The 23,235-nt window shown below is 63.4% G+C and carries 32 protein-coding genes; 7 read left to right on the forward strand and 25 right to left on the reverse strand.

Annotated elements, in window-relative coordinates; genetic code table 11:
* Positions 1-83 precede the first annotated feature (83 nt).
* The 18 genes from IQ220_RS00005 to IQ220_RS00080 all read right to left on the reverse strand — a co-directional run bounded on the left by IQ220_RS00005 (position 84) and on the right by IQ220_RS00080 (position 13,176).
* The gene (locus tag IQ220_RS00005; RefSeq protein WP_193912700.1) at positions 84-509 is read right to left on the reverse strand and encodes a hypothetical protein; all 426 of its coding nucleotides are present in this window, start codon (positions 507-509) and stop codon (positions 84-86) included.
* Between the two features lie 126 nt (positions 510-635).
* Positions 636-899 (reverse strand): hypothetical protein, encoded by a 264-nt coding sequence (locus IQ220_RS00010; RefSeq protein ID WP_193912702.1) that lies wholly within the window; start codon positions 897-899, stop codon positions 636-638.
* Between the two features lie 287 nt (positions 900-1,186).
* On the reverse strand, positions 1,187-1,846 hold the full coding sequence (locus IQ220_RS00015; protein ID WP_193912704.1) for a bifunctional 2-polyprenyl-6-hydroxyphenol methylase/3-demethylubiquinol 3-O-methyltransferase UbiG: 660 nt from the start codon (positions 1,844-1,846) through the stop codon (positions 1,187-1,189).
* A gap of 86 nt (positions 1,847-1,932) precedes the next feature.
* On the reverse strand, positions 1,933-2,229 hold the full coding sequence (locus IQ220_RS00020) for a DUF2442 domain-containing protein (protein WP_193912706.1): 297 nt from the start codon (positions 2,227-2,229) through the stop codon (positions 1,933-1,935).
* Positions 2,230-2,329: 100 nt separating this feature from the next.
* Positions 2,330-2,440, reverse strand: coding sequence for a DUF4160 domain-containing protein (locus tag IQ220_RS16245; RefSeq protein WP_228008771.1), 111 nt, complete (start codon positions 2,438-2,440; stop codon positions 2,330-2,332).
* 136 nt (positions 2,441-2,576) lie between these two features.
* Positions 2,577-2,792 carry a type II toxin-antitoxin system HicB family antitoxin gene (locus IQ220_RS16250; RefSeq protein ID WP_193913097.1) on the reverse strand — a complete coding sequence of 72 codons (216 nt, stop codon included), beginning with the start codon at positions 2,790-2,792 and terminating at the stop codon, positions 2,577-2,579.
* A gap of 353 nt (positions 2,793-3,145) precedes the next feature.
* Positions 3,146-3,760, reverse strand: a complete 615-nt coding sequence (locus tag IQ220_RS16255) for a DUF6338 family protein (RefSeq protein WP_228008772.1) — start codon at positions 3,758-3,760, stop codon at positions 3,146-3,148.
* A gap of 217 nt (positions 3,761-3,977) precedes the next feature.
* Positions 3,978-4,322: a hypothetical protein gene (locus tag IQ220_RS00035; protein WP_197686652.1), complete on the reverse strand. Its 345-nt coding sequence runs from the start codon at positions 4,320-4,322 to the stop codon at positions 3,978-3,980.
* Between the two features lie 166 nt (positions 4,323-4,488).
* The gene (locus IQ220_RS15400; RefSeq protein ID WP_228008773.1) at positions 4,489-4,845 is read right to left on the reverse strand and encodes an AAA family ATPase; all 357 of its coding nucleotides are present in this window, start codon (positions 4,843-4,845) and stop codon (positions 4,489-4,491) included.
* Entirely contained in the window at positions 4,755-5,537 is a 783-nt protein-coding gene (locus IQ220_RS16260; RefSeq protein ID WP_228008774.1) for an AAA family ATPase, read from the reverse strand. Before IQ220_RS16260 ends, IQ220_RS15400 begins: the two co-directional genes overlap by 91 nt.
* Positions 5,538-5,865: 328 nt before the next feature.
* Complete coding sequence (locus IQ220_RS00045) at positions 5,866-6,333, reverse strand: PIN domain-containing protein (protein ID WP_193912710.1); 468 nt, start codon at positions 6,331-6,333, stop codon at positions 5,866-5,868.
* Complete coding sequence (locus IQ220_RS16265; protein WP_193912720.1) at positions 6,320-7,492, reverse strand: ImmA/IrrE family metallo-endopeptidase; 1,173 nt, start codon at positions 7,490-7,492, stop codon at positions 6,320-6,322. The genes IQ220_RS00045 and IQ220_RS16265 overlap by 14 nt, the downstream gene beginning before the upstream one ends.
* Positions 7,493-7,888: 396 nt before the next feature.
* Positions 7,889-9,349 (reverse strand): Ni/Fe hydrogenase subunit alpha, encoded by a 1,461-nt coding sequence (locus IQ220_RS00055; RefSeq protein ID WP_193912722.1) that lies wholly within the window; start codon positions 9,347-9,349, stop codon positions 7,889-7,891.
* Between the two features lie 18 nt (positions 9,350-9,367).
* Positions 9,368-9,943: an oxidoreductase gene (locus IQ220_RS00060; protein WP_193912724.1), complete on the reverse strand. Its 576-nt coding sequence runs from the start codon at positions 9,941-9,943 to the stop codon at positions 9,368-9,370.
* 7 nt (positions 9,944-9,950) lie between these two features.
* Positions 9,951-10,676: a bidirectional hydrogenase complex protein HoxU gene (hoxU, locus tag IQ220_RS00065; protein WP_193912726.1), complete on the reverse strand. Its 726-nt coding sequence runs from the start codon at positions 10,674-10,676 to the stop codon at positions 9,951-9,953.
* Entirely contained in the window at positions 10,673-12,286 is a 1,614-nt protein-coding gene (locus IQ220_RS00070; RefSeq protein ID WP_193912728.1) for a NuoF family protein, read from the reverse strand. Before IQ220_RS00070 ends, hoxU begins: the two co-directional genes overlap by 4 nt.
* Positions 12,286-12,831, reverse strand: a complete 546-nt coding sequence (locus tag IQ220_RS00075) for an NAD(P)H-dependent oxidoreductase subunit E (protein WP_193912730.1) — start codon at positions 12,829-12,831, stop codon at positions 12,286-12,288. The genes IQ220_RS00070 and IQ220_RS00075 overlap by 1 nt, the downstream gene beginning before the upstream one ends.
* Before the next feature lie 72 nt (positions 12,832-12,903).
* Positions 12,904-13,176 carry a hypothetical protein gene (locus tag IQ220_RS00080; protein WP_228008775.1) on the reverse strand — a complete coding sequence of 91 codons (273 nt, stop codon included), beginning with the start codon at positions 13,174-13,176 and terminating at the stop codon, positions 12,904-12,906.
* Positions 13,177-13,221: 45 nt separating this feature from the next.
* Between IQ220_RS00080 and IQ220_RS00085 the strand changes: the two genes are divergently transcribed.
* Positions 13,222-13,362 (forward strand): hypothetical protein, encoded by a 141-nt coding sequence (locus IQ220_RS00085; protein ID WP_186700891.1) that lies wholly within the window; start codon positions 13,222-13,224, stop codon positions 13,360-13,362.
* Here the strand turns inward: IQ220_RS00085 and IQ220_RS00090 are convergent.
* From IQ220_RS00090 to IQ220_RS00105, 4 genes are all read right to left on the reverse strand, one after another.
* Complete coding sequence (locus tag IQ220_RS00090) at positions 13,331-13,624, reverse strand: hypothetical protein (RefSeq protein ID WP_193912732.1); 294 nt, start codon at positions 13,622-13,624, stop codon at positions 13,331-13,333. The genes IQ220_RS00085 and IQ220_RS00090 overlap by 32 nt on opposite strands.
* Before the next feature lie 44 nt (positions 13,625-13,668).
* Positions 13,669-14,640, reverse strand: a complete 972-nt coding sequence (gene gluQRS, locus IQ220_RS00095) for a tRNA glutamyl-Q(34) synthetase GluQRS (protein ID WP_193913101.1) — start codon at positions 14,638-14,640, stop codon at positions 13,669-13,671.
* Entirely contained in the window at positions 14,637-14,912 is a 276-nt protein-coding gene (locus tag IQ220_RS00100) for an HU family DNA-binding protein (protein ID WP_186697163.1), read from the reverse strand. Before IQ220_RS00100 ends, gluQRS begins: the two co-directional genes overlap by 4 nt.
* A gap of 203 nt (positions 14,913-15,115) precedes the next feature.
* Positions 15,116-15,733 carry an MBL fold metallo-hydrolase gene (locus IQ220_RS00105; protein WP_370566280.1) on the reverse strand — a complete coding sequence of 206 codons (618 nt, stop codon included), beginning with the start codon at positions 15,731-15,733 and terminating at the stop codon, positions 15,116-15,118.
* Positions 15,734-15,900: 167 nt separating this feature from the next.
* On the opposite strand from IQ220_RS00105, the gene IQ220_RS00110 reads away from it, so the two are divergent.
* Both IQ220_RS00110 and IQ220_RS00115 read left to right on the forward strand, forming a co-directional pair.
* Positions 15,901-17,970 (forward strand): isoamylase, encoded by a 2,070-nt coding sequence (locus tag IQ220_RS00110; protein WP_193913105.1) that lies wholly within the window; start codon positions 15,901-15,903, stop codon positions 17,968-17,970.
* Positions 17,971-18,077: 107 nt separating this feature from the next.
* Positions 18,078-18,281 (forward strand): hypothetical protein, encoded by a 204-nt coding sequence (locus IQ220_RS00115; protein WP_186697162.1) that lies wholly within the window; start codon positions 18,078-18,080, stop codon positions 18,279-18,281.
* 147 nt (positions 18,282-18,428) lie between these two features.
* On the opposite strand, the gene IQ220_RS00120 is transcribed toward IQ220_RS00115, so the two are convergent.
* Positions 18,429-18,572, reverse strand: coding sequence for a chlorophyll a/b-binding protein (locus tag IQ220_RS00120; protein ID WP_186697161.1), 144 nt, complete (start codon positions 18,570-18,572; stop codon positions 18,429-18,431).
* A gap of 169 nt (positions 18,573-18,741) precedes the next feature.
* On the opposite strand from IQ220_RS00120, the gene IQ220_RS00125 reads away from it, so the two are divergent.
* The gene (locus IQ220_RS00125) at positions 18,742-19,395 is read left to right on the forward strand and encodes a DoxX family protein (RefSeq protein ID WP_186697160.1); all 654 of its coding nucleotides are present in this window, start codon (positions 18,742-18,744) and stop codon (positions 19,393-19,395) included.
* Between the two features lie 83 nt (positions 19,396-19,478).
* Here the strand turns inward: IQ220_RS00125 and IQ220_RS00130 are convergent, their stop codons facing one another.
* Together IQ220_RS00130 and IQ220_RS00135 are read right to left on the reverse strand one after the other, a co-directional pair.
* On the reverse strand, positions 19,479-20,228 hold the full coding sequence (locus IQ220_RS00130) for a hypothetical protein (protein ID WP_193912734.1): 750 nt from the start codon (positions 20,226-20,228) through the stop codon (positions 19,479-19,481).
* 62 nt (positions 20,229-20,290) lie between these two features.
* Complete coding sequence (locus tag IQ220_RS00135) at positions 20,291-20,500, reverse strand: hypothetical protein (RefSeq protein ID WP_370566281.1); 210 nt, start codon at positions 20,498-20,500, stop codon at positions 20,291-20,293.
* A 90-nt stretch (positions 20,501-20,590) separates the two neighbouring features.
* Between IQ220_RS00135 and IQ220_RS16270 the strand changes: the two genes are divergently transcribed.
* The 3 genes from IQ220_RS16270 to IQ220_RS00145 are packed head-to-tail and all read left to right on the forward strand — an operon-like array spanning position 20,591 to position 23,202.
* On the forward strand, positions 20,591-21,877 hold the full coding sequence (locus IQ220_RS16270; protein WP_370566282.1) for a PhoX family phosphatase: 1,287 nt from the start codon (positions 20,591-20,593) through the stop codon (positions 21,875-21,877).
* Complete coding sequence (locus IQ220_RS16275) at positions 21,835-22,749, forward strand: alkaline phosphatase PhoX (protein WP_370566312.1); 915 nt, start codon at positions 21,835-21,837, stop codon at positions 22,747-22,749. Before IQ220_RS16270 ends, IQ220_RS16275 begins: the two co-directional genes overlap by 43 nt.
* A gap of 3 nt (positions 22,750-22,752) precedes the next feature.
* Positions 22,753-23,202, forward strand: coding sequence for a CopD family protein (locus IQ220_RS00145; RefSeq protein ID WP_193912735.1), 450 nt, complete (start codon positions 22,753-22,755; stop codon positions 23,200-23,202).
* Positions 23,203-23,235: the final 33 nt, after the last annotated feature.

The raw sequence follows: 23,235 nt of genomic DNA on the forward strand, positions 1-23,235 counted from the left end.
GCGCCGCGACAGCCTGGTCACGATCCCGATCCCCGCTGCGATCTCAGGCTCCAGCGGGCTTCCGAACAACCACTCTCTACCGGTCAACCAGATTGACGCCACCCGTCAACCTGATTGACACGGGACAGCCGAAGCCAGGGCATCACGGCAAACACCAGCAGCAGAACGAGATAGACCGATCCCGACACCGGGTCTCGGCTGGCGATGAACTCCGCGGGGGCCATGCCTCGGATAAGGGCGGCCAGGGCCAACTCCACGGCAACCATCAAGGCCAAGGCCAGCACACCGGCAATGATCGACCGACGAGGAGAGCCAATCTCAGGGAATTGGCGAAGGATCGCGCCTGCCGCCAGGTAGATGGCGATCGCCATGATGGGCATCTCCAACAGTTCCGCCCAGCGCTCGCCGATGCGTGGCACCAGGAACGGAACCCTCACCAGGCCAAGAGCAATTCCGGCGCCCAGCACCATGGCGAAGTAGACGAGGCCGGCTTGGATGGTCCTGGACATGGCAACTCAGGGCGAGTTGATGGGTTGGGAGCTGCCTGGGGTGGCGAACACTGCCCCTGAGTGGCAGGCAGGTAGATTGGGCTCACAGAGAGCAGTTGGTGGCGGCCTGTCCTCTCCAGGGGTTTGTTAGGCATTATCACGCAGCCTTTGATTGACCTGACGGAAAACCCAGGCCCAAGTGGCAGGGTTGATCTTTCCCTGTCCCCAATGTCTACTCGTCTTTGGAAATATCTCCTCGGCAATATCCTTTACTTTTTGCAAGAGCTCATCGCCGTGAGCAAGCACCGCGAACGGCTTTTCGCCATAAATCAGTTCATATTCTTTAGTTCCACGTTCTTGCCAGTACGTACGACAAAAGAGAACAGCGTGTGCACGAAGCCAGACCAACATGAATTCCGGATCTGCGACATTGGGGGCCTCTTTATGGCACTGAGCTCACAAGAGTACTAGGTTGCTAGGGCTTTCGTCCCCTTCAAGAGAGCGCGGAATGATGTGGCCATGCTGAAGTTTTCGCTTATGTGCGCAACGCCAACACAACTGTTCTGCCTTCGCCCAGTCGACGGGCAGACCGCATTCGCTTTGGTGACCAGTCCAGTAATCGACAATCTCGCGGTGAGTCGTGTCCATGGTCTTGCTCCCTAACGCCGCGAGATTAGGCGCGCGTTAGCGTGCCCTTCTTACTTGCCTTTGTATGTTTTTCGCAACTTCCTTGCCGCGACATAATAGCTCGATGCATCTTTATATATATCTTCAGATTCAACCGTTATAAACCTGCCAGTTTCTAGTAATCTGTCGACCTCAGAGCTAGTAATCCTTCTTATAGGTATTGGAATTAGTCCCAGTTTACACAAGATACTCACAAACTGGATTTGTAGATTGACTAAAAATGACATCTTCTGGCGTAAGCAAGGTGTTACAGAGATAAATAAACCATTTGGCTTTAGTAAGTCATATACCCGGAGCACTACATCCTGTGGGTTAGGTACTGTATGAAACATATTAAAAGCCAGAATGATATCATATGATTCGTTCGAATATTTGCTGTTAAAAATATCCGTTTGTTCGAAGCGTATGTTCTGAGCTTTCGCGGCAGCGGCTTTTCCCCGAGCCAACTCAATCATCTTCGATGATATATCAATTGCATGAACCGCCTTAACCTGCCCGGCAAACTGACAAGCTGTAGTTCCACTACCGCAGCCATAGTCAAGAACAAGATCGCCATCTTTTAGAAATTTCTTGGTGTTTTCTCTAGATCTACTATGAATGTACTCAAATCGCTCTTCGGTCTTGTCATAGTTTTTGGAAGCGCCATCCCAAAACTGTTCCGATTTATTCATTATCTATACCTTAACATGGAGGAAACATAATAACGCTGGCCATCACCTGGCCGCAGAGAGCTTCTGCCTCCGGATCTCGTTGGGCTTCAGGGAATTGATGGGGGCGGGTCAGGTGCATGGCCGGGTTGGGAAGTGCTCTTTACCATCAGCGGAAACCATTCAGGGTGGCGTATGGAATCGACTGATAAGTCGACATCAATATCAGGCCAATACAAATGATCAGCAGTCGGCCTTAAGACATTGAGGATCTGATGGATTGTCGCCGATTCAAACCAAGGAAATTCTGAATAGGGAAGAGCCAGCTCTTCGTCATCGACGAGGATCCAGACGCAGTGTCCAGAAACATTTGTGACCTCAGCCTTTAAAGTGGTTGTTCCAGGCATTGATGATCTCCTGTTGACGAGTCTTAGTCAGGCGTTCTGCTTCTTTAACTCTTGAAGAGCTTAGCCCGATATTCCGAGCCAGTTCAACGGTCGGACTGAGCTAGAACTTCGCCTCACCATCAGGATGACTGACATGGACATGAGGGCGACTCTCCTCGCGTGAAAAGAAGAAGAAACGAAATTCGCCTTCCCTGAAAACGGTTGGGGACAAAACTCAGTTCCTGATCCACCCACTCAGCATAGCCACGGCTGAAATGGTTGTTCGCATCTTTCTAACGCTCAAGATCGGCGGCGGGAAGTAGCCCAATACATCCATCAGGCATCTCCTGAAATTGCAGAATACCTCGTCACACTTCTACTGTAACTCGCTGTACTCCTACAAAATCAAGTGTCTCACACTCAGTGCTTGCAACCTCAAGGCAAAGCTCAATAGCTTCCTTGATACGTTCCATCAATTGATCCAGTGATTTGGCTTGCGTATGGCAACCAGGGAGAGCAGGGACCGTCGCCACGAAGAACCCTTCTGAATCCTTTTCGATTATTACATCAAACTGTCTAGACATTGAAGACACCTCCTCAAATCACTTTAGCTGCTTGGCCGCGGACTGGCACGGGGGTCTCGCTTACCGGTCGGTCCAACGCTTGCCATCACCTGGCCGCCGTAAGTTCAGGGCCAAACAGGAATCATTAGGAGGCGGCTCAGGTGAATGGCATTGTTAGATGCCCGCATATCGCAGCCTGATGTATCCAGAAATAACATCAAACCCTTGTTCTCCTCAAAAGCTACTTATTGGTTGCGGGAGGAGGGCTTGCTGGCGGAGGTGGCTTGTACCCTGTAGTTGGTGGGTTAACCGGTCTAGCCTGCGGCTGGCTTCCCTGGGAGGGACGGTTGGATGGTGGCGGGGGGTTAGAACCTCTACGCATCTTGCGGCTCTTGGGGCGCAACCATGAACTCAACCCATTCTACGGCAGAACTTGGGACCAAGAGGCCATCGACATTTTCCAAGGTGATTTGGCTTTCATCTTGCAGTACCCATGATGGCTCCTGAATATAAAAATGGCCCTTATCATGTTGATTCGGCCATTCACGAGGCCAACCATAAAGACGTCTGCCATCCTTGAGATGCAGAACAACATATGTAATCTTTCTTGAAAATACGCCTACCCATTCAGAAGGAAATGAGTTTCGTGTAGTTAATCCAAGTCTTCTGAGCCATTTGTGGGCGCCGTCGTTGTTAGTGTAAATTGCCAATAAAACGCCAGTGGCTATAGCTAGAATGAGTTTGCACAAATTCTGAGACGTGGAATCCCAAGGTCTCAGTGCATACACGTACCTACCTAGGAATACGAGGACTCCCCGTGCAACTGGGAGCATGACATGAATAAAGAATGTAAGGATTAGGGCTCCTATTACCCTTTCAAACTGGCCCGGCTTTGGATTTGAGGTTAGGCCGTAAAGAACCCACGCCGCAAGAAAGCCTGGCAACAAATAGCTGAGTAAAGTAATTGTGTCTTTGGCTATCTCGGGCATTTAGCAATCAGATGCGAACAACTTCTCGCTTGTCATTCTAGCGATTTCCAGTCGCACGCCCAGTGCATCTAACGCTCAAGATCAGCGGCGTGGATGAGTCTTGAAGATTTAACTGAGACCTCAGTGCGCACGCCCGCTGAATCTTGATGTTAGATGCCTATCAAGCCAAGGGTGCTTCCCGTTGCCCACTAGAAGCGGGATAATGCTTAATGGCGCACTACGCAACAGACCAGACTAGGCCATGCATCCTTCCAGTCTCTGCAACGATAGGATGAGGATCAATAGCCTTGAGCACTTGTCTGAGTTTTAGTTGTACATTTACGGGGTTGATGGCTCTTGGAAACAACTTTGAATGTTTTGCCGGCTGCTCTAGATGTAGTACAAGTCTAAGCCGGCCTCGTCTGAGAGTCTCAGCGGCAAACCTCCTTTCCGTGAGGTCAGTGGCGTTAGCCTTTGCAGGCAGCAGTGCTGAAAGTGTGTGCAGGACTTTCTCGGCGAACTCCTGATGGATGTCAACTATCTTCGTTCTGCGATGAACTCTGTAGTCCTTGACCTCAATCATCCATGCTGTATCGGGATTGAGCGCAATTAAGTCTACTGCTTTAATGCCAGGCCGCATGCGCAAAAACTGATTGCGATAGAAACTCCATTCGTCATACTTGCTTGCTAGCCAAGGCGAAGGGAAGTCGAATACTAACCCATCTACATGATGCACAGTCATGGCGAGGTCATTCTTCGATAAATCTATCGGACTGGGCAAGTTCTTCGTCAAGCGAGGTGATATCTCCGATCTCATCTATTGAGTCACCTTGAGATACGCTTACAGATCCATCAGTGTCTTTATGCAACCCGAAGAACCTTGCGCTTAGTTCATCAAAGGGCTGTTGAGATGTAAGGATCTCGATCTCTCGCAGCAAGAATAGACTGTGAGTTGCCAAAAAGACCTGAATGCCTGATGAACTTAGAGACAGAATGCTTTTTGCTACTTGTTTAATTAGCATAGGATTGAGATTCGCTTCCGGCTCATCCCAAAACAAGAAGCCTTTGTCCAGCAAGCTTCCAGTCGCAACCAACCTTGCAAGCATTCCAGCTTCCGCAGGCCCTCTGCGACTAGAGGCATCTCCAGTCGACCATTTGGAGTGCTGAGATAAAAGCGCCCAACTTTATCGAGCTCAATCTTTCCCCCCATAGCATCCTCGATAGGCGCTAAGAGTTCTTGAATGCGCTTTTCTCTAGGCCCTCTCTGTAGAGGCTCGCCTAACATTAAGCAGGTATCCCTCCAAGTCTCTTCAAACTCAAGATAGTGTCCCTCGTAAACTGAGACGAAGTTGGGAAAGATTGTGAGCAGCTCCCGTGTCGGGAAGTAGGCGGCAGACACTTCTAGCCAAGAACTTGGTGTCACTTCAAGTGCAACTTCGGTCTTACTGTTGGTGGCAAAGCTAAAGGATATGTTGTGCTTGCTGTCTGTGAACTTAAGGCTTACATCACATCTTTCTCGTCCAGGCTTTCTGCGAGCCAATCGCCCGAGTGCCTCCGGGCGGAAGACATTGACTAGCTTGTCTGCGAGTTTGACCTGCAGATGAGTCTTCGTAGGTGTAGTTGGACTCGGCTTCCTTCCTTCTTCCCAGAAAGTTGCAATCACTGAATAAGTCAGTTTTAAAAGGTGTGTCTTGCCGGCGCCATTCTCGCCAACAATTACATTTAGCCCCTTGCCAAAGGTCAAGTCAGCCTTAGTGAAGACGGTGAGATTCTTTGCTGTTAGGCGCTGCAGTGCCATTGAGGAACCAGTTTTAGGGGAGTTGCGCTAGATCTGTTAAGGTTGATTTTACCATGCTAGCCATCAATTGGCCTCCATGAACGAATGGGGGGTGGCGGTGCATAATCAAGCCCATTTCAGTCAGATCAAGGCACTGCAGCGACGGTATGTATTCAACACTTCTATTTCCCTGTGTCTTCAGTTGCTAGTCCGGCCTGAGTGGCTGTGCATCTAACGCTCCAGATCAGAAGCGGGCAGGGACGCATCGCCTTAATAGACAACCCCGCTCCCGTCTTCTGAATCTGGTTGTTAGAGAGTAGTCACCAAGTCTGTTGAAACAAATCATGCGCTAAAACTCCCATTCTTCCAATTCCATAAAGCCTTCAAGATTGGTGCATGGTACACCGAAGTGCTTGCATATATTCGGTATTTTCGTCCCATTGGCCTTTTCCTTTTCTTCAGTCACCACAGTGCCGTTGTGAACCTTTGCCCTTGCTATTATAAATGGATCAGCGAATGGCCCGCCTTTAAGCAGTTTCTTCCGCTCAAGGCCTTGCTGAAAATGATCAATTCCGTAGATCTCTCTCAGAAATAGTGCCTCAGCCACTGAAGGTTCTCTAAAGAGATCCTTATTCTGGATTGCCCATTGTGTATCAAGATGATCTGTACCCGAAGCCTGCATCTCTTTCAAGACTTCCCTTACTGAGAAAATCTCTCCTTGACTAACCAATTCATCAAAGTGCTTCCATAGCTGCGGAAATCTTCGTGGATAGAACCGAAAGAGTTCTCGAAACGAGTTCGTATCAAAGATATACATCAACCTTTGCTCTCTCTAAGAACTTCTCCTCAAGCCCAGGGAAGGACTTTGGCTTGATGTCAAGATAATCAGATGCTTGGACTATATCAATCTTGCCTTGATAGTAGTTCCTAAGGACAACAGAAATGTATGAGTCGCCAAGATAAGAGGACTTTGTGTTGTAGTAATTACCACTAGACTTATCAGTTTCAGCCGCAGCGCGTTCGCGTATACTATACCACTCGTGAATCATTCCCTCGTAAGACCTTCTAGAGACTAGGCCTTGGTCTAGTAACTTTCTGGCAATTACCTCGCTGCTTACATGGTAGGAGTCAGCAAGCTGGTCGACAAGAGTATTGTCTACAGGGAGAGAACCCACTTGCGAAATTAGATGCTCAACAGGAACGAGAATCTCTGAGGCAAGACTATTGCAAAGTGACTCCTCCTTGCCAAGATGCACTTGATTGGCAAGCCACGACTGCTCTGTCATAATATCCAAGAAGCTCTGCTTTAAGAGCAAATGGCACAGCTCGTGGAAAAGAGTAAAGATCTGCCTATTCTTAGGATGACTATTATTTATAAATATAATCGGGAACAGATCATCATAAACACAGAATCCAGATACTTCTGTGTTTTTAAATGCATCTTTGAACACAAAGACTCCCCGCAATGCAAGTCTACGTCTCCACTCCTTAAATGCATCATCACTACCTTGCCATGACTGCTGCTCTTCAATTGACACATCTAAGATCGACCGAAACCTTTCGGCGAATGACGAGCTCTCAATGGCTCCTGCTTGAGTAAGCCACGACAGACGATGTTTCTGTATCTCTTCTTGGCCTTCAAACAGCTCCGCGAGGCTCAGCTGAAAAACCTTTGCTTTTCTGAAAAGGTAATGAATAACAGGATTTAAGTTCTCAACTGAACTTTCAGAGACTGATCGGAGAGCTTTTTCAACAGGCTCTTCAGGAGGAGGTTTTGGGAAAAAGAATACAACAATCGGCCGGTGAAACTTCTCGGCCAACTTTTCTAGCTGTGAATATGTAGGACTTTCATCTCCAGATTCCCATTTGGCAATCTTTGAGAACTGCTTATTGGCTACAAGATCATCGATCTTGTAGCCTGCTGTCCTTCTGGCCCAGGTAAGAACCGCTGGATTTATGGGAATTCGATTTGCCACCCACTAGCCTGAGTTGATGAAGTTATGTTAACACTACAACGGCGTCGCTGCCCTGTCTAGCGTGATGTTGCGGGTTGTCATCGAATGTTAAACGGCACTAGGCGGCCGCGTCCACTCTTCTAGATCTCTCTAACGCCTTTTGGACGGACCCGTATAAACACCATCCTCATCTGTCTGCAGCCACATAAGAGCCCCTCAATCTCCGGTCAACACTACAAAAGCCCTTGTACCTCAGCGGCTCCTGGCTGGCCACCTCTAGCTCCTCGCGTCTTATGCGGGCCCGCAGAAGACCGTTCACAGGGCTACACAGCCAAGCACTGCTGCCATCCCCGGGAAGGGCATGGTCCTTCGGAGAAAGGCTCTTCAACCGTGGAGCTTGCCCCCCGATGCCACCCCTCACCCCCGCAGCCTCTCCGCCACCAACCCACCCTCCGCATCCCGCAACTCAATGTGCAGGGGCATCTGTCCCGCCGCGTGGGTGCTGCAGGAGAGGCAGGGATCGAAGCAGCGGATGCCCGCCTCCACCCGGTTCAGCAGGGGTTCGGGGATCTCGGCGCCGGCGGCCACCGGCTCGGGGATGAACTCCCGGGCAATCTGGGCCACGGTGCGGTTCATAGCCAGGTTGTTCTGGCCCGTGGCGATGATCAGGTTCACCCGGGTGATCAGGCCATTGTCATCCACCCGGTAGTGGTGAAACAGGGTGCCGCGCGGTGCCTCGCTCACGCCCACCGCTTCGTTGGCGTTGAGGTCGGCGCGGGCGCGGATGCGGCCGCCCATCAGGCTGTCATCCGCCACCAGCTGCTCGATCCCCTCCAGGCAGGCCACGATCTCCACCAGCCGGGCGTGGTGATAGGCAAACGAGGAGGTCACGATGCGGCCGCCGCTCTCCTCAGTGCCGCTGCGCTGGCGGAACTCAGCCAGCTCGGCATCGGCCCATTGCGTGCCGATTGAGTCGCACACATTCAGCCGCGCCAGCGGCCCCACCCGGTAGATGCCCTCGGGATAGCCCAGTGGCTTGTAGTAGGGGAATTTCAGGTAACTCCAGCTCTCCACGGCCTCGCCCAGGAAGCTGGCGTAGTCGTCTTCGCTGAGGCCATCGGCCACGATCCGGCCGTCGCTGCCGGTGAAGCGGATCAGGCCGTCGATGCACTCCCAGCGCCCGCCCGGCCCCACCAGGCCCATGAACAGCGAAGGGAAGTCACCGAAGGTGCTCTGCTCCCGCTGCAGCGGCCCGTCCAGCAGGGTTTTGTAGAGCTTCAGCGCCGTGGCCACCGTGGCCTTGGCCTCCGGCAGCCGCTCCAGGATCCACGCCCTGGCCTCGGCGCTCAGGGGCGTACGCACGCCCCCGGGCACCGCCCAGGCCGAGTGAATCTTGCGACCCCCCAGCAGCTCCAGCACCTGCTGGCCGAACTGCCGCAGCCGGATGCCGGCGCGCGCCAGATCGGGGTCGGCCGCCATCAGGCCGAACACATTGCGGCGGGCCGGATCGCTCTCCCAGCCCAGCAGGAAATCAGGACTGCTGAGGTGAAAGAACGACAGCGCGTGGCTCTGGCAGAGCTGGGCCAGGTTGAGCATGCGCCGCAGCTGGCGCGCCGCCGCCGGCGGCTGCACCGCCAGCAGCTTGTCGCCCGTTTTCGCCGCCGCCAGCAGGTGGCTCACCGGGCAGATGCCGCAGATGCGGGCCGTGATGCCGGCCATATCGGTGAACGGCCTGCCCTCGCAGAAGGTTTCGAAGCCGCGATACTCCACCACGTGGAAGCGGGCATCGGCCAGGCAGCCCGCCTCATCGAGATGCAGGGTGATCTTGGCGTGCCCCTCGATGCGGGTCACCGGATCGATCGTGATCGTGCGGGTCATGGGGATTCCTGCGGGCAGCTAGCCGAACTGCAGCATCGCCTTGCCTTGCATCGGCGGCATCTCGCCCCGCAGCAGCGGTTCGATGGCGGCCTGGATGCGCTGCGCCGACGGCGGGCAACCCGGCAGGTAGAGGTCCACCGGGATCACCTCATGCAGCGGCAGCACCCGCTCCAGCAGCTCCGGCACGATGCCGGGGGCATGGGGGTGCTGGGCGCCGGTGTCGGCCAGCTCCAGGTAGCCGCGATCCAGCACGCTCTGGCGGCTGCCGCCGTCCACCGCGCTCCAGAGGTTGCGCAGGGCCGGCACGTTGCCGGTCACGGCGCAGTCGCCGAAGGACACCACCAGCCGGGTGCGCTCACGTAGCTGCAGGGCCAGCTCGCGGTTGTCGGCATTGGCCACAGCCCCCTCCACCAGGCACACATCCACGTTGTCGGGATAGGTCTTGGCGTCGCTGGCCACCGGTGAGTACACCACATCCACGTGGGCCGCCAGCTCGAACAGCCACTCGTCGAGATCGAGGAACGACATGTGGCAGCCGCTGCAGCCGGCCAGCCACACCGTGGCGAAGCGCAGTTTCGGAGACGGGGTGGTCATGGCGAGCTCACGGGCACGGGTGCCTGCCCAGCTGCTGCTCCCGGGCGCGGCGCAGCAGCTGGGGCCGGGGCGGGTGCACCTGCTTCTCGGTGGTGGTGTCGTCCTTGTGGAAGATGGCGCCGGTGGGGCACACGTCCACACACTTGCCGCAGGAGGTGCAGGCCTCCACCTCGCCCCAGGGTTGATCGAAGCCGGCGATGATCGAGCACTGGGCGCCGCGCTGGGCCACATCCCACACATGGGCCCCCTCCACCTCGTCGCAGACCCGCACGCAGCGGGTGCAGAGGATGCAGCGGTGGTGGTCGATCACGAAGCGGGGGTGGGAGGCATCCACCCGCCGTGGCGGGTACTGGTAGGGGAAGCGGCTGTGGTCCATGCCCACGGCCACCGCCAGGGCCTGGAGCTCGCAGCTGCCGCTGGCCACACAGACGGCGCACACGTGGTTGCCCTCAGCGAAGAACAGCTCCACGGCCATGCGCCGGTAGCCGCGCAGCTGGGCCGTGTCGGTGTGCACCGCCATGCCCTCGGCGGCGGCGGTGGTGCAGGCGGGCAGCAGGCGGCCGCCGTCCTCCAGCTCCACCAGGCAGAGCCGGCAGGCCCCCACCGGGGTGAGCCCCTCCAGGTGACAGAGGGTGGGCAGCTCGGCGCCGGCCGCCCGCACCGCCTCCAGCAGCGAGGCGCCATCGGGCACCGCCACCTCCAGCCCATCCACCGTGAGGGTGAGCACGCTCATGGGGTCACCTCCAGCAGGCAGGCCGCCAGGTACTCCTGCCGGAAGTAGCGCAGGGTGCTGAGCACCGGGTTGGGCGCCGCCTTGCCCAGGCCGCAGAGGCTGGTGGCGCCCACCATGTGGCAGAGCTCCTCCAGGCGCTCGAGGTCGGCCAGGGTCGCCCGCCGCGCCACGAAGCGATCCAGCAGCTGGGCCAGCTGCACGGTGCCGGCGCGGCAGGGCAGGCATTTGCCGCAGCTCTCGTTCACGTTGAAGCCCATGAAATAGCGGGCCAGCTCCGGCATCGAGGTGGTTTCGCCCATCACCACCAGGCCGCCTGAACCCAGCATCGAACCCAGTTCTCGCAGGCGCTCGTAGTCCACCGGCGTGTCGAGCAGAGGGGCCGGGATGCAGCCGCCCGAGGGGCCGCCGGTCTGCACGGCCTTCACGCCGCCATGGGCTCCGGTGCCGCCGGGCACACCGCCGCCGATGGTCTGCACCACCGTGCGCAGGCTGGTGCCCATCGGCACCTCCACCAGGCCAGGGTTCAGCACCGCCCCCGAGAGGGAGAACACCTTGGTGCCCTTGCTGCCCTCGGTGCCGATGGCGGCATACCAGTCGCCGCCGCGGCGCAGGATCGCAGGGATCGCGGCCAGGGTCTCCACGTTGTTGATCAGGGTGGGGGCCCCGCAGAGGCCCACCTCGGCTGGGAAGGGCGGCCGCGGCCGCGGCGTGCCGCGCTCCCCCTGGATCGAGGCCAGCAGCGCCGTTTCCTCGCCGCACACGTAGGCACCGGCCCCCACCCGCAGCTCCAGCTGCAGCTGAAAGCCACTGCCATCGATCGGGGCCCCCAGCAGTCCGTGGCGGCGGGCCTGCTCCAGGGCCAGCCGCAGCCGTTCGATCGCCAGCGGATACTCGGCCCGCACATACACAAAGCCCTGTTCGGCGCCCACCGCAAACGCGGCGATCGCCAGGCCCTCAATCAGCCGGTGCGGGTCGCCCTCCAGCACGCTGCGGTCCATGAAGGCGCCGGGGTCGCCCTCGTCGGCGTTGCACACCACCAGGCGGGGGCCGGGAGGCTGCAGGGCCACGGTGTCCCACTTCAGGCCCGTGGGATAGCCGGCGCCACCCCGGCCCCGCAGGCCGCTGCGCTTCACCTGCTCGCGCACCTGCTCGGGGCTGCACTCCTGCAGCAGCCGCCGCAGCTGGCCGTAAGCCCCATGGGCCAGAGCGTCATCCAAGTTGGTGGGATCGATCAGCCCGCAGCTCTCCAGCACCACGGGGTGTTGCAGGGCAAAGAACGGCTGGCGCAGGTCGAGCTGCCGGTCCGCCAGGGCGCCGCCCCCTTCGCCCAGGGCCAAGGCCACAAGCGCTTCGGCCTCGCTGGGCTGGAGCTCCCCGAACAGCAGGGAGTCGCCGGGAGGGCCAGGGCCAGGGCCAGCATCAGGGCCAGAGCTCTCCCCTGGCCGATCGATGGCCACCAGGGGGCCGCGGCCGCAGAGGCGCAGGCAGCCCACGCTCTTGACGCCCACGCCAGCGGGGGCCGCCTGCTCGAGGGCCTGCCGCAGGACCTCGCTGCCGGCGGCGCGGCAGCCACTGGCGCCGCAGCAACGCAGCTGGACCGGGTCCGCCATCAGTTTCCTGCCTGTGTGGGGGCAGCGAGGGCCTCCGGGAGCAGGCCCGCCAGCCGTTGCTCAAGCCGCTCGGGTTGATCCAGCGGCAGCTTCGCCTCCAGCCCCCCGTCCACCACCAGCACCGGCGCCTGGCTGCAGGCCCCCAGGCAGCTCACGGTCTCCAGGCTCCAGGCGCCGTTGCCGGCGGGATCATCGAGCCGCAGCGCCAGCCGCCGCTCCAGCTGCGCCGCCAGCACCGCTCCGCCCTTCACGAAGCAGGCGGTGCCCAGGCACACGCAACAGCGGTGGGCGGTGGGGGCCCTCAGGCGGAACAGGTGGTAGAAGCTGGCCACCCCGTAGACGCGGGCCTGGGGCAGCTGCAGCTCCCGGGCCACCTGGGCCAGGGCCTGGGGCGGCAACCAGCCCAGCAGCTCCTGCACCCGGTGCAGCACCTCGATCAGCTCGCCGGGCCTGGCGCCATGGCGCCGCACGATGCGGCTGATGCGCGCGTCGGGGGCCGGTGGGGTGCCTTCGGCTGGGCTAGGCGGGAGAAGCGTCGCTGCCATGACCTGGACCGATCGCCAATCCAGGCCTAGCAGGGGATCAGGGCGCTGTCAGCGCCGGGCGCCGATCGGGGCTCAGGTCTCGTTGCCGCCGAACATCTCGTCATCGGCCTCGAATGGCTCGAATTCGTTCCAGCCGGGGCTGGCGGCGTCATAGAGGCCGAAACGGGCCGCCTCGTCATCCACCCGAGTCTCGCCGGTGGGGCGGGTGTCGCAGGTGACGCCACCGTCCGCCGTGGGCTGACAGTCATCGAACACCACGTTGGCCGCCGAGGGGGGACCCAAGCCCAGGCCCAGGGCGGCGGCAGCGGGGAGTGCTCCGAGCAGGGCGCGGGAGAGAAGTCGCATCACAAAGGCACGGGGACGGCACGCAGGGGAATCCTGGCTGGGATGATGGGATCCAGTGACTTGGCGGCGATGTACACCGACTGGACGGCCGTGATCCTGCTGCTGCTGACCGCAGCCCCCCTGGCCGTGGTCGTGGCCACCGCCGCCTTCTTCATCAGGCAGCAGCAGAAGAAGCCGACCCGCTGATCGGCTCCTGCAGCCGGGGCAGCGGAATCTGCAGCACCTCGGCGGCCAGCAGCGACCTGGGCCGTTGCCTGCCCTGTCCCACACAGGCCATGCAGGTGCGATAGCGCTGGCCATCCAGCCGCAGCACGCCACTGCCGCCGCACTGGCAGCACATCCCTGTGGACAGGGCTTCGCAGACACGCCGTTCAGTCATGCCGGCGCTCGCGAGCTGCCGGGCTGGGGTGTTGATCAACTCGGCCTCGTGCCAGCCGCTGGGGAACATCACCAGTGTGCGTGGATTCGCACACCACGCTCCCGAAAGCTTCCTTAAGAAGTGCGCTCCTGAGCGGCTGTCGCCCTCGTGGCCAGATGCTGCAGGAGCTCCGCGGCGCTCAGCCGCGATCCCGGCGGCACCAGAGCGGCGCTGGCAGCCAGCAGCCCCACCACGCCGGCCGCATCCAACCCCCTGGCCCGCAGGCCCTCAAGCCCCTCGGCTCCGCTGCGTTTGCTCAGCCGCTGGCCCGTGCTCTCCTCTCGCCAGAGGGGGACATGGGCATAGGCGGGAGGTGGGGCGCCCAGCTCGCGCATCACGGCCACCTGGGCGGCGGTGGAGCTCCACAGGTCTTCGCCGCGCACCACCGTCCCGATGCCGAGAGTGAGCTCATCCACCGCCGTGGCCAGGTGATACGTGATGAAGCCGTCGGCCCGGCGCAGCACCACATCGCCCACCTGGCTGGCTCCATCCAGCCGCCCCGGTGCTGACACCGGCACCAGGGCCGCAGCCTCCTGCCAGGCGATGGGACCGGCGGAGAGCCGCAGCCGCCAACTGGGCCATCGCCCCGCCACGGCCCCCCAGTCCACCTGGCTCTGGCGGCAGAAGCCCGGGTACACGGCCCAGTCGCCGTGGGGGGCCGACACATCGGCCAGGAGCCTGCGGCTGCAGCGGCAGGGGTAGAGCCGGCCGTCGTGGCGGAGCGCCGAGAGCACACTGGAATAGAGGCCACGGCGCTCGCTCTGGCGCCAGAGCGGCCCATCCCAGCTCAGGCCCAGCCAGGTGAGGTCCGCCAGGATGGCGGCCTCGGCGCCGGCTCTGTTGCGGGGCGTGTCGAGGTCATCGATGCGCAGAAGCCATTCGCCGCCGGCGAGGCGTGCTTCCAGCCAGCTCAGCAGTGCCGTGCGCAGGTTGCCGCGGTGCAGCGGGCCGCTGGGGGAGGGGGCAAAGCGACCGCGATAGCCCTGATCCCGCCGGCGCAGGCCGGCAGCGATCAGGGCCTCGACGTGGCGGGGAAGCGGCCTCAGCCCTGAACGCGGTCCTTGAACATCTTGCCGGCGGTGAAGGCGGGCACCCGCTTGGCTGGAATCTTGATCTTCTCGCCGGTCTTGGGGTTGAGGCCTTGGCGAGCGGAGCGCTCGCGGGGCTCGAAGGAGCCGAAGCCAAGGATCGACACCTTGTTGCCTTCCACCACCGAATCGATGATGGTCTCGATGGCGGCGTCGATGGCCTGGGACACGTCGGTCTTGGTGAGCTCGGTGCGGGCGGCCACGAGGTTGACGAGATCTGCTTTGTTCATAGGAGCGGGGGTGGCCTCTGGGGCAGCGATCAGAGCGTTGTTGGGGCGGCGCCGGGACGGGGAGGTTGGGAGGCCTCGGCAGGGTGGCCGCCCCGGCGGACCGGGTTCAGCGCGCCAATGGTATGGGTGCTGCCCGGGGACTGCAACAGAAAAGCGCCTTGCTGCAACGGATCTGGTGCCCGTTTGGTGCTGAATCGCCCAAATCAGGGTGCCGATCGCAACGCCACGGCCCCCTCCGTCACGAGTTTGGCGCCGCGCAGCGCACCCAGGCCGCCGCCGCAGGCGATCCACTCGGGGGAGCCTGGCGGCAACCAGCCCCGCAGCGCCTCGAGGCTGGCCAACTGTCGCGGCCAGTGGAAACAGCGCGCCGTGCGCAGCGGGGCGATCGCATTCGGGCCAACGGGGGCCAGCAGCCTGCCGCAGAACAGCACATCCAGCTCTGGGCCGCGGGCATGCACCACGCAGGCACCCGGCGTGGGCCCAGGCGTCCAGAGCAGGCGTACCCCCGGCGCCAGCTCACACGTCGCCCCGAAGCTGCGCAGCGGCGCCACCCCCGGCAACAGGTAGGCCTCCTGCTCCTGCACCAGCACCTCCCAGCCGATGGCCTGCTGCACGCGGCGGCAGCGGCCGTGGCCCTCGCGACTGGTGAGCACCAGCAGCCCAGGTCCGCGGGCGCTCAGCCAGTCGAGGTTGGCCTGGCTGTAGCCGGGGCAGTCGATCAGCAGATCAAAGCTCAGGCCAGTGGCGCTGGCCTCCAGCAGCCAGCTGCTGCCCCCCTGGCTGTCGCGGCTGGGGGCGAACAGCCACAGGCCGGGCCGCACCGCCTGGGGAGGGCGGCCGGGCTCAGCTGGAAGGGCAAGTGCTGACAGTGGCCTGAGCCGGGAAGGTCTGTCTAGTTTGTTGGGCAAGCTGGCCCGAGCCGTTGTCTGCCCCATCCATCTCGGCCCCAGCGGCGCCCGTGGCGACCCGCCGGAGTCGTCCCGGAGCCATCCATCCCGGGCGCCCGGGCCCGCTGGGTTCCTCCCTCACCTCCCGCGGGGTGAACTTCTCGGTGGTGGCTCCTCGGGCCACCCGGCTGGAGCTGCTGCTGTTCAGCCACCCGGACGCCCTCGAACCCAGTCGCGTCGTGGCGCTCGATGGCCGCCACCGCTCCGGCGATCACTGGCATGTGGAGGTGGAGGGCCTGGGGCTGGGCTGCTGCTACGGCTACCGGGTGTTCGGCCCCCTCCAGCCTGGCGGCCACAGCTTTGCCCCGTCCAAGGTGCTGCTAGATCCCTGCGCCCGGGCCATCGCCGGCTGGCAGGGCTATCGCCGCGACGCCGCGGTCGGCGCCGCCCCCAACAGCTCCTGCTGCCTGCGGGGCGTGGTCACCGAGCGCGACCGCTTTGATTTCGAAGCCGCGCCCCGCCCACGCCACAGCTGGCAGCGCAGCGTGATCTACGAGCTGCATGTGGGGGGCTTCACCCAGGGGGCCGGCTGTCCGGTGACGTCCGATCGCCAGGGCACCCTGCTGGGGCTGATCGACACCCTGCCCCAGCTGCGGGAGCTGGGCATCACCGCGATCGAGCTGTTGCCGGTGATGGCCTTCGATCCCGGCGACGCGCCGCCGGGCCGCCAGAACCACTGGGGCTACAGCCCCTTGAGCTGGATGGCCCCCCACCCGGACTACCTGGTGGGGAACGATCCCCTCGGCGCCCGCGACCAGGTGCGGCAGCTGGTGAAGGCCTGCCACCTGGCGGGCATCGAGGTGCTGCTGGATGTGGTCTACAACCACACCAGTGAGGGCAACCAGCACGGCCCCACCCTGAGCTGGCGCGGCTTCGCCGACCGCCTCTACTACCAGCAGAGCGCCCTGGGCGAGTACCAGGACGTGAGCGGCTGCGGCAACACGATCGCCGCCAACCGGCCGCTGGTGCAGCACCTGATCCTGGAATCCCTGCGCTGCTGGGCCACGGAGCTGGGCGTGGATGGCTTCCGTTTCGACCTGGGCATCGCCCTGAGCCGGGGCGAAAACCTGGCGCCCCTGGCCCGGCCACCGCTGTTCGAGGCCATGGAGGCCGACCCTGACCTCGCCGACCTGAAGCTGATCAGCGAACCGTGGGACTGCGGCGGCCTCTACAAGCTGGCCGACTTCCCAGCCCGGCGGGTGTCCACCTGGAACGGCCGCTTCCGCGACGACCTGCGCCGCTTCTGGAAGGGCGATGAAAACTGCTCCTGGGCCGTGGGCCAGCGGCTGAGCGGCAGCCCCGACCTCTACAACCTGATGCCGGCCCACCCGGGTCAGGCCATCACCTTCCTCACGGCCCACGACGGCTTCACCCTGGCCGATCTGGTGAGCTTCAACGGCAAGCACAACCTGGCCAACGGTGAGGACAACCGGGACGGCGACAACCACAACAACAGCTGGAACCACGGCGTGGAGGGCCCCAGCAGCGACCCTGCCGTGAGGGCGCTGCGGGAGCGGCAGCTGCGCAACCTGCTGAGCACCCTGCTGCTGGCTCCAGGCGTGCCCATGCTGCTGATGGGCGATGAGGTGCGACGCAGCCAGGGAGGCAACAACAACACCTGGTGCCAGAACAACCCCCTCGGCTGGATGCACTGGCAGCCCGACAGCAGCGATCTGGCCCTGCGCCGCTTCGTGCGGCGGCTGCTGAGCCTGAGACGGCATCTGGTGGACCTGATCAACCCCGAACTGCCGCTGCAGGAGCGGCCCCAGAGCCGCCACGACGATCACCAGCAGCGCTGGCGCCAGTGGCACGGCGTGGAGATCACCCGGCCGGACTGGGCCAGCTGGTCGCACACCGTGGCCTGGAGCATCAACGACCCCACCCAGGGACCGCTGCTGTGGTGTGCCATGAACGCCTACAGCAAAGCTGTGCACTTCGACCTGCCGGTCTCCACCTCCGGCTGGCTGCGGGTGATCGACACCGCTCTGCCGGCCGGCCAGGACCTGCCGGCCCGTCCGGGGATCTGGACGCCGGCCGGCATCCCCCTGGAGAGCCGCAGCCTGATGCTGCTGGTGGCGCGCCGCCGCCTGGAGGGGGTGAAGCTGGATTGAGCGCCAGGGACCAGGACGCCGCCGCAGGGGAGCGGCAGCAGGCTTAACAATCTGTCACGGTTAACACTTCTTTACACTAGGTTGGTGGTCGTTCCGAGCTGAGTGTCATGGTCTTTGCCCTTCTCTATGCGGTAGCTGCTGCTGTGCTGCTGTGCAGCTCCTTCGCGCTGATGAGCCAGGGCTTCAGCAGGGGTGCAGAGCGGCCGACGATCCGCAGCCGCCACCCGGAGGCTCCCCAGCCCGGTGAGCGCCTGCTCTACGTGGACCTCAACCGCGAGCGCCTCGAAGCCCTCTATCAACAGGCCTCCTGAGCCGTCCCTGGCCTCAAGGGGCCCCATTCCGGATGGGGGCATGCCGTCTCCCATCTGTTTGCTTCGGTCTGCATCCAGACAACCAGCAAAAAGCGGCGCTGTCCCTGGGGACGGCGCCGCTGCTGCGTTGGGGGCTTGGAGCCGGGATCAGCCGAGGCCGATCTGGCCGAGGATGCCCTGGCCGGTGAGAACTTCGGTGGCAAGACCGATCACGAAGCCGAGCATGGCCAGGCGGCCATTCCAGGTTTCGGCGAAGGCCACGAAGCCGAAGCGAGAAGCGGAGTCAGTCATGGTTGCGCTTGGTTGCGAAACGTGAAGAAATAGTAACAGTGGTTGGAGCCTTTTGGGGCGCCGCGGGGCCCGAAACGGGGGGCGGTTTTCCGGCCCTGCCCCTTTCTCAGTCAACACTTCACGTTTCGTTACCCAGCTTGCCAGAGTTTGGGGAGATCTCCCTTGAACGATGACCACCGCCCAACTCCTCGAGGGCTTCGCCGGGCTCACCGGCTCCCTGATGGCCCTCTGGCTGCTGCGCCTGAACCGGCCCGACCTCGCCCCGGCCGAGACCGCCGGCCCGCTCACCCGCCTGTTGCAACGTCCGGCTGTGCAGGGCGGTTTGAGCCGCTATGTGCTCGAGAAGGGCACTGCCGCCAACCTCGGCCTGCTGGCCCTGCGGCTGGCGATCGGCCTGATGATGATTCACCACGGCCAGGACAAGCTCGCCAATCCCCAGGCCTTCGCCGACACCTATGTGGCGCCGCTGCACCTGCCCTTCCCCCTGCTGCTCGCCTACGTGGCCGGCTTCTCGGAGGTGGTGGGCAGCTGGCTGCTGATCCTGGGCCTGCTCACACCGCTGGGAGCCCTGGCGATCACCGGCACCATGGCCGTGGCCGCCTATCACCACATCCTCACCGCCGGGCTCAACATCTACGTGCTGGAGCTGGTGGTGCTGTACCTCGGCGGCAGCCTGGCCCTGCTGTTGCTCGGCCCTGGGCGCCTTTCCTTTGACGGCGCCATCACCGCTGAACTGGTGCGCGAGTCGGTCGATGGTCCCCGCGACGGCCGTCCGGCTGCCCAGCCCCAGGCAGTTGCCGTCAGCGCCGGTCAGGGAGCCTGAGCGCCCAGCCCTCACACCCGGGGCCTGGACCATGGCTCCATGGTGCGCCTGCTCACAGTTCTGGGCTGCCCCCTGCGGCGCCGTCACCACTGCCGGGATGGCAATGGCGAAGGCGAGGCCTGCGAATCGCTGCTCTGAGGGCCATGGGCCCGCACCGTGGCGATCTGGCGGTAATGGGGGCTGGCGGCGCTGTCCACCGCGAAGGCGGTCCAGGAGGCGGCAGCCGCGGGCTCATCGCTCAGCACCGGCCATTCGAGGCGGACCCCCGCGTAGGTGATCCCCACGCAGGTGAGGTCCGGGTCGTCGGCCATCAGGGACCACAACAGATGCAGGGAGCTGCGGCGGTAGTCCGAGGCCGAGGGGCAGCAGGAAGGATCAGCGATGAAGCCTGGCGCCAGGGTGATGGCCTCAGCCCGCTCCCAGCAGAGGTAGGTGCCGTCGTCGGTGGGATAGAACCAGCAGGCTTCGTTCTCTGCCTGGTGCAGCGGGAAACGGTCCAGGGCGACGGCCTTGGTGCGGTCGTCCTCCAGCGCGTAGACCGCCAGCCACAACTGCGGCGGATCGAAGCGCGGGATCACCGCATCGCAATAGAGCTGGGTCGCAGGAGCCTGGGGCAGCCCCTCGGGAATGGTGCCGTTGAATGGAAGTGCCTCCAGGCCTGAGCCAGGCTCGGCAAGGCCCGGGGGTGCAGCCTCCGGCAGGGCATAGAGCCGGAAGGCCGCCGCTTGGCGGATGCCGTGGCGCTGGGCCAGGCTCAGCTGCTCCCAGTCGGTGTCGCCATCAGGAGGCAGGCCCGACTCAGGAGCCAGCACGAAAGCCAGTGACGCGGACATGAGCTGAGCTCCGGTTTCTGGGTGTACAGCCCCCCCTGGGGATCCAGCATGGCGGCGAACCCTCAGGCCAGCCGCGGCAACCGGCAGCCGAGCTGGATCACGCCCTGATCCAGAAGCCTGCCGAGGCGCAGGGCCGCGGCCTCCTCCACCCGGGAAAACTCCGTCTGGCGCCTGGCCAGCCAGTTCAGCTCTTCAGGAGTGATCACCCCGGTGGCCATCGACTCGAGAAACAGTTCGCCCATGGTCATGGCGATGTTACGAAGTGTGTTCATCCTGGCATCCTTCTGGGGGAGCCGTGAAGAGGGGGCGTTGCGAAGCGGCTGTCGCCTGGACGACCACGGTCTGGCCCGAGACTGGCCGTCATGAACCGTCGCTCCCTGCTGGTGCTGCTCGGCCTGGCGACAGCCGGATCGGCCCAGGCCGGGCGGGCCAGGCCAGGACGCGCCTCGCCAAGCCCGATCCGCGGCAGTGGCCGCAGCGGCGGGCTGCCCTTTCAGCCGGTGCCCACGCCGCTGCCCCTGCCCCTCGATGGCCTCAGCGCCGCGGAGCAGCGCCGCCACTACGGCCAGGTGCGCCTGGAGGATCGCCTCGTGGTGCCGGCTGGCTACCGGGCCGATCTGCTGGCGGTGTGGGGGGATCCGCTGGGGGATGGGAGCTTCGGATACAACAACGACCACCTCGCCTACCTGGCCCTGGCGCCGGGGCAGGCCCTGCTCACCGTCAATTTCGAGTACATCAGCCCCCTTCCCTGGGCGGAGGGGCTGGGTGAAGCCCGCGGCCTCAGCCTGCCCCTGGAGCAGCTCCAGGCGGCCCTGGCCGATCGCAACTCCCGGGTGGATGCCACCGCCCTGGCCAGTGGCGATTCCTTGCTGGCCATGGTGAAGGAGGTGGCCGGCGCTGCCCTTGAGGATCTCGGCATCGGCGTGGCGGGCCTGGAGCAGGGGCCCGAAGGCCGCTGGCGCCGCCAGCCAGGGCGCTTCGACCGCCGCATCAGCGGCCTCAGTGGCCTGCAGGATCCCGCCCAGGCCCTGCGCGCCAGTGGGCCGGCGGCGGCGGTGTTCCGCGCCGAGCGCCGTCTCGGCTACGACGACGGCCTCGGCGAGCGGATCATCGGCACCTTTGCCAACTGCGCCGGCGGCACCACCCCCTGGGGCACCGTGCTCAGCGCCGAGGAGAACATCCAGACGCAGGTGTGCGAGGCGGTGTACGCCGATGGCTCCTCCCTGGATCCGTCTGAGCTCCCCTTCCACTGGGACGGCCGCAGGCTCCGCGGCCTGGGCAACCCCTTCGCCCTGGCGGGCAACAAGTACGGCTGGATCGTGGAGGTGGATCCACGCCGGCCCCAGCGGCCTGCGGTGAAGCACACGGCCCTGGGGCGCTGCCGCCATGAGGCCGTGGCCGTGAAGGCCGAGGCGGGCCAGCCCCTGGTGCTGTACTCCGGTTGCGACCGCCACGGCGGCCACCTCTACCGCTTCGTGAGCGCGGGCCGGGTCCGAGACCCCCTGGATCCGGCCAATTCCGCCCTGTTCAGCGCCGGGCGCCTGGAGGTGGCCCAGTTCGGCGCCGGCGCCAGGGGCGCTGGATTCCGCTGCTGCCCTCCACCGCCCTGGCGCCCCAGCTCCCCAGCCACTACCAGCGCTGGGGCCTGAGCCAGGCCACGCGGCTGCCCGATCCCGACCGCCGCCAGCCCGGCGCCGTGGACCTCAGCAGCGATGCCGAGGTGAAGCGCTACCGCGAGCAGTTCAGCACCCTGGCCTCCCTCTACCCCGGCACAGGGGACGCCCAGCTCGGCGCGATCCTGATCGATGCCCATCTGGCCGCCAACGCCGTGGGGGCCACCGCCGCCGCCCGCCCGGAAGACACCGTGATCGATCCGGCCACGGGCGATCTGCTGATCGCTTTCACGGCGGGGGGAGCCGATCGGGAGGGTCGGGCCGACCCCGCCATCTTCTCCGGCCCGGCCGGGGAGCCCACCTGGCCCCATGGCTGGGTGATGCGGCTCAGCGAGAGCACGGCCAGCGCCGGCGGCTTCCGCTGGCAGATGGTGGCGGTGGGCGGCCTGCCCTGGGAGGGAGGCATGGGCTTCGCCAACCCCGACAACCTGGAGGTGGATGGGGCCGGCAACATCTGGGTGGTGACCGACCGCTCCTCCGGGGCCAGCCCCGCCGAGGCGTTCGGCAACAACAGTTGCTGGGTGCTGCCGAGGCGCGGGCCGGCCCGGGGCGAGGCCCTCTGCTTCGCCACCGGGCCCATGGAGTGCGAGCTCACCGGGCCGTGCTTCGACAGTGCTGAGCACACCCTGTTCCTGGCCGTGCAGCACCCCGGTGAAGTGCACGGCAGCCGCAGGGCCCAGGAGGTCAGCCGCCACACCACCGCCCTGGTGGATCGCGACGGGGCGGGTTTCGAGCAGGAGCGCTGGGTGCCAACCGGCTCGAACTGGCCCTCGGGCGTGCCCGGCAGGGTGCCCCGGCCTGGGATCGTGGCCATCAGCCGCCAAACCGGCGGGCCGCTGTTGCCCTGAGCGATGTCTCTGTTCTCCTGGCTGGTGATCGTGCATGCCCTGGCCGCCACGGTGTGGACCGGCGGCCACCTGGTGCTGGATCTGGGGGTGTTGCCCCGGGCCCTGCGCCAGGCCAGCGCCGCGCCGATCCGGGCCTACGAGGAGGTGTTTGAGCCCCTGGGGCTCACCGCCCTGGCGATCCAGGTGATCACCGGCCTGGCCATGGCCTGGATCTACCTGCCGGGCCTGCAGGGGCTGTTCAACCCGGCGAACCCGATCGCCGTGCTGGTCGGCACCAAGCTGCTGCTGCTGGCCGCCACCGTGGCCCTGGCCCTGGATGCCCGGCTGCGCCTCATCCCCAACCTCAGCGACGCCAGGCTGGGCCCCCTGACCTGGCACATCCGCGCCATCACAGCCCTGGCGATCGCCTTCGTGGTGGTGGGCGCCGGCATCCGGCTGGGGGGCTTCAGCTGAACAGGGGCAACGCCCGGCAGGGCCCACCCGCCA

This window comes from Cyanobium sp. LEGE 06113 (assembly GCF_015207615.1).

Coding starts and splice junctions, on each gene's coding strand:
- IQ220_RS00005 (WP_193912700.1), bottom strand. CDS start 509: ATGTCCAGGACCATCCAAGCCGGCCTCGTCTACTTCGCCATGGTGCTG.
- IQ220_RS00010 (WP_193912702.1), bottom strand. CDS start 899: ATGTTGGTCTGGCTTCGTGCACACGCTGTTCTCTTTTGTCGTACGTAC.
- IQ220_RS00015 (WP_193912704.1), bottom strand. CDS start 1,846: ATGAATAAATCGGAACAGTTTTGGGATGGCGCTTCCAAAAACTATGAC.
- IQ220_RS00020 (WP_193912706.1), bottom strand. CDS start 2,229: ATGCCTGGAACAACCACTTTAAAGGCTGAGGTCACAAATGTTTCTGGA.
- IQ220_RS16250 (WP_193913097.1), bottom strand. CDS start 2,792: ATGTCTAGACAGTTTGATGTAATAATCGAAAAGGATTCAGAAGGGTTC.
- IQ220_RS16255 (WP_228008772.1), bottom strand. CDS start 3,760: ATGCCCGAGATAGCCAAAGACACAATTACTTTACTCAGCTATTTGTTG.
- IQ220_RS00035 (WP_197686652.1), bottom strand. CDS start 4,322: ATGATTGAGGTCAAGGACTACAGAGTTCATCGCAGAACGAAGATAGTT.
- IQ220_RS15400 (WP_228008773.1), bottom strand. CDS start 4,845: ATGCTTGCAAGGTTGGTTGCGACTGGAAGCTTGCTGGACAAAGGCTTC.
- IQ220_RS16260 (WP_228008774.1), bottom strand. CDS start 5,537: ATGGCACTGCAGCGCCTAACAGCAAAGAATCTCACCGTCTTCACTAAG.
- IQ220_RS00045 (WP_193912710.1), bottom strand. CDS start 6,333: ATGTATATCTTTGATACGAACTCGTTTCGAGAACTCTTTCGGTTCTAT.
- IQ220_RS00055 (WP_193912722.1), bottom strand. CDS start 9,349: ATGACCCGCACGATCACGATCGATCCGGTGACCCGCATCGAGGGGCAC.
- IQ220_RS00060 (WP_193912724.1), bottom strand. CDS start 9,943: ATGACCACCCCGTCTCCGAAACTGCGCTTCGCCACGGTGTGGCTGGCC.
- hoxU (WP_193912726.1), bottom strand. CDS start 10,676: ATGAGCGTGCTCACCCTCACGGTGGATGGGCTGGAGGTGGCGGTGCCC.
- IQ220_RS00070 (WP_193912728.1), bottom strand. CDS start 12,286: ATGGCGGACCCGGTCCAGCTGCGTTGCTGCGGCGCCAGTGGCTGCCGC.
- IQ220_RS00075 (WP_193912730.1), bottom strand. CDS start 12,831: ATGGCAGCGACGCTTCTCCCGCCTAGCCCAGCCGAAGGCACCCCACCG.
- IQ220_RS00080 (WP_228008775.1), bottom strand. CDS start 13,176: ATGCGACTTCTCTCCCGCGCCCTGCTCGGAGCACTCCCCGCTGCCGCC.
- IQ220_RS00085 (WP_186700891.1), top strand. CDS start 13,222: ATGGGATCCAGTGACTTGGCGGCGATGTACACCGACTGGACGGCCGTG.
- IQ220_RS00090 (WP_193912732.1), bottom strand. CDS start 13,624: ATGTTCCCCAGCGGCTGGCACGAGGCCGAGTTGATCAACACCCCAGCC.
- IQ220_RS00100 (WP_186697163.1), bottom strand. CDS start 14,912: ATGAACAAAGCAGATCTCGTCAACCTCGTGGCCGCCCGCACCGAGCTC.
- IQ220_RS00115 (WP_186697162.1), top strand. CDS start 18,078: ATGGTCTTTGCCCTTCTCTATGCGGTAGCTGCTGCTGTGCTGCTGTGC.
- IQ220_RS00120 (WP_186697161.1), bottom strand. CDS start 18,572: ATGACTGACTCCGCTTCTCGCTTCGGCTTCGTGGCCTTCGCCGAAACC.
- IQ220_RS00125 (WP_186697160.1), top strand. CDS start 18,742: ATGACCACCGCCCAACTCCTCGAGGGCTTCGCCGGGCTCACCGGCTCC.
- IQ220_RS00130 (WP_193912734.1), bottom strand. CDS start 20,228: ATGTCCGCGTCACTGGCTTTCGTGCTGGCTCCTGAGTCGGGCCTGCCT.
- IQ220_RS00135 (WP_370566281.1), bottom strand. CDS start 20,500: ATGAACACACTTCGTAACATCGCCATGACCATGGGCGAACTGTTTCTC.
- IQ220_RS16270 (WP_370566282.1), top strand. CDS start 20,591: ATGAACCGTCGCTCCCTGCTGGTGCTGCTCGGCCTGGCGACAGCCGGA.
- IQ220_RS00145 (WP_193912735.1), top strand. CDS start 22,753: ATGTCTCTGTTCTCCTGGCTGGTGATCGTGCATGCCCTGGCCGCCACG.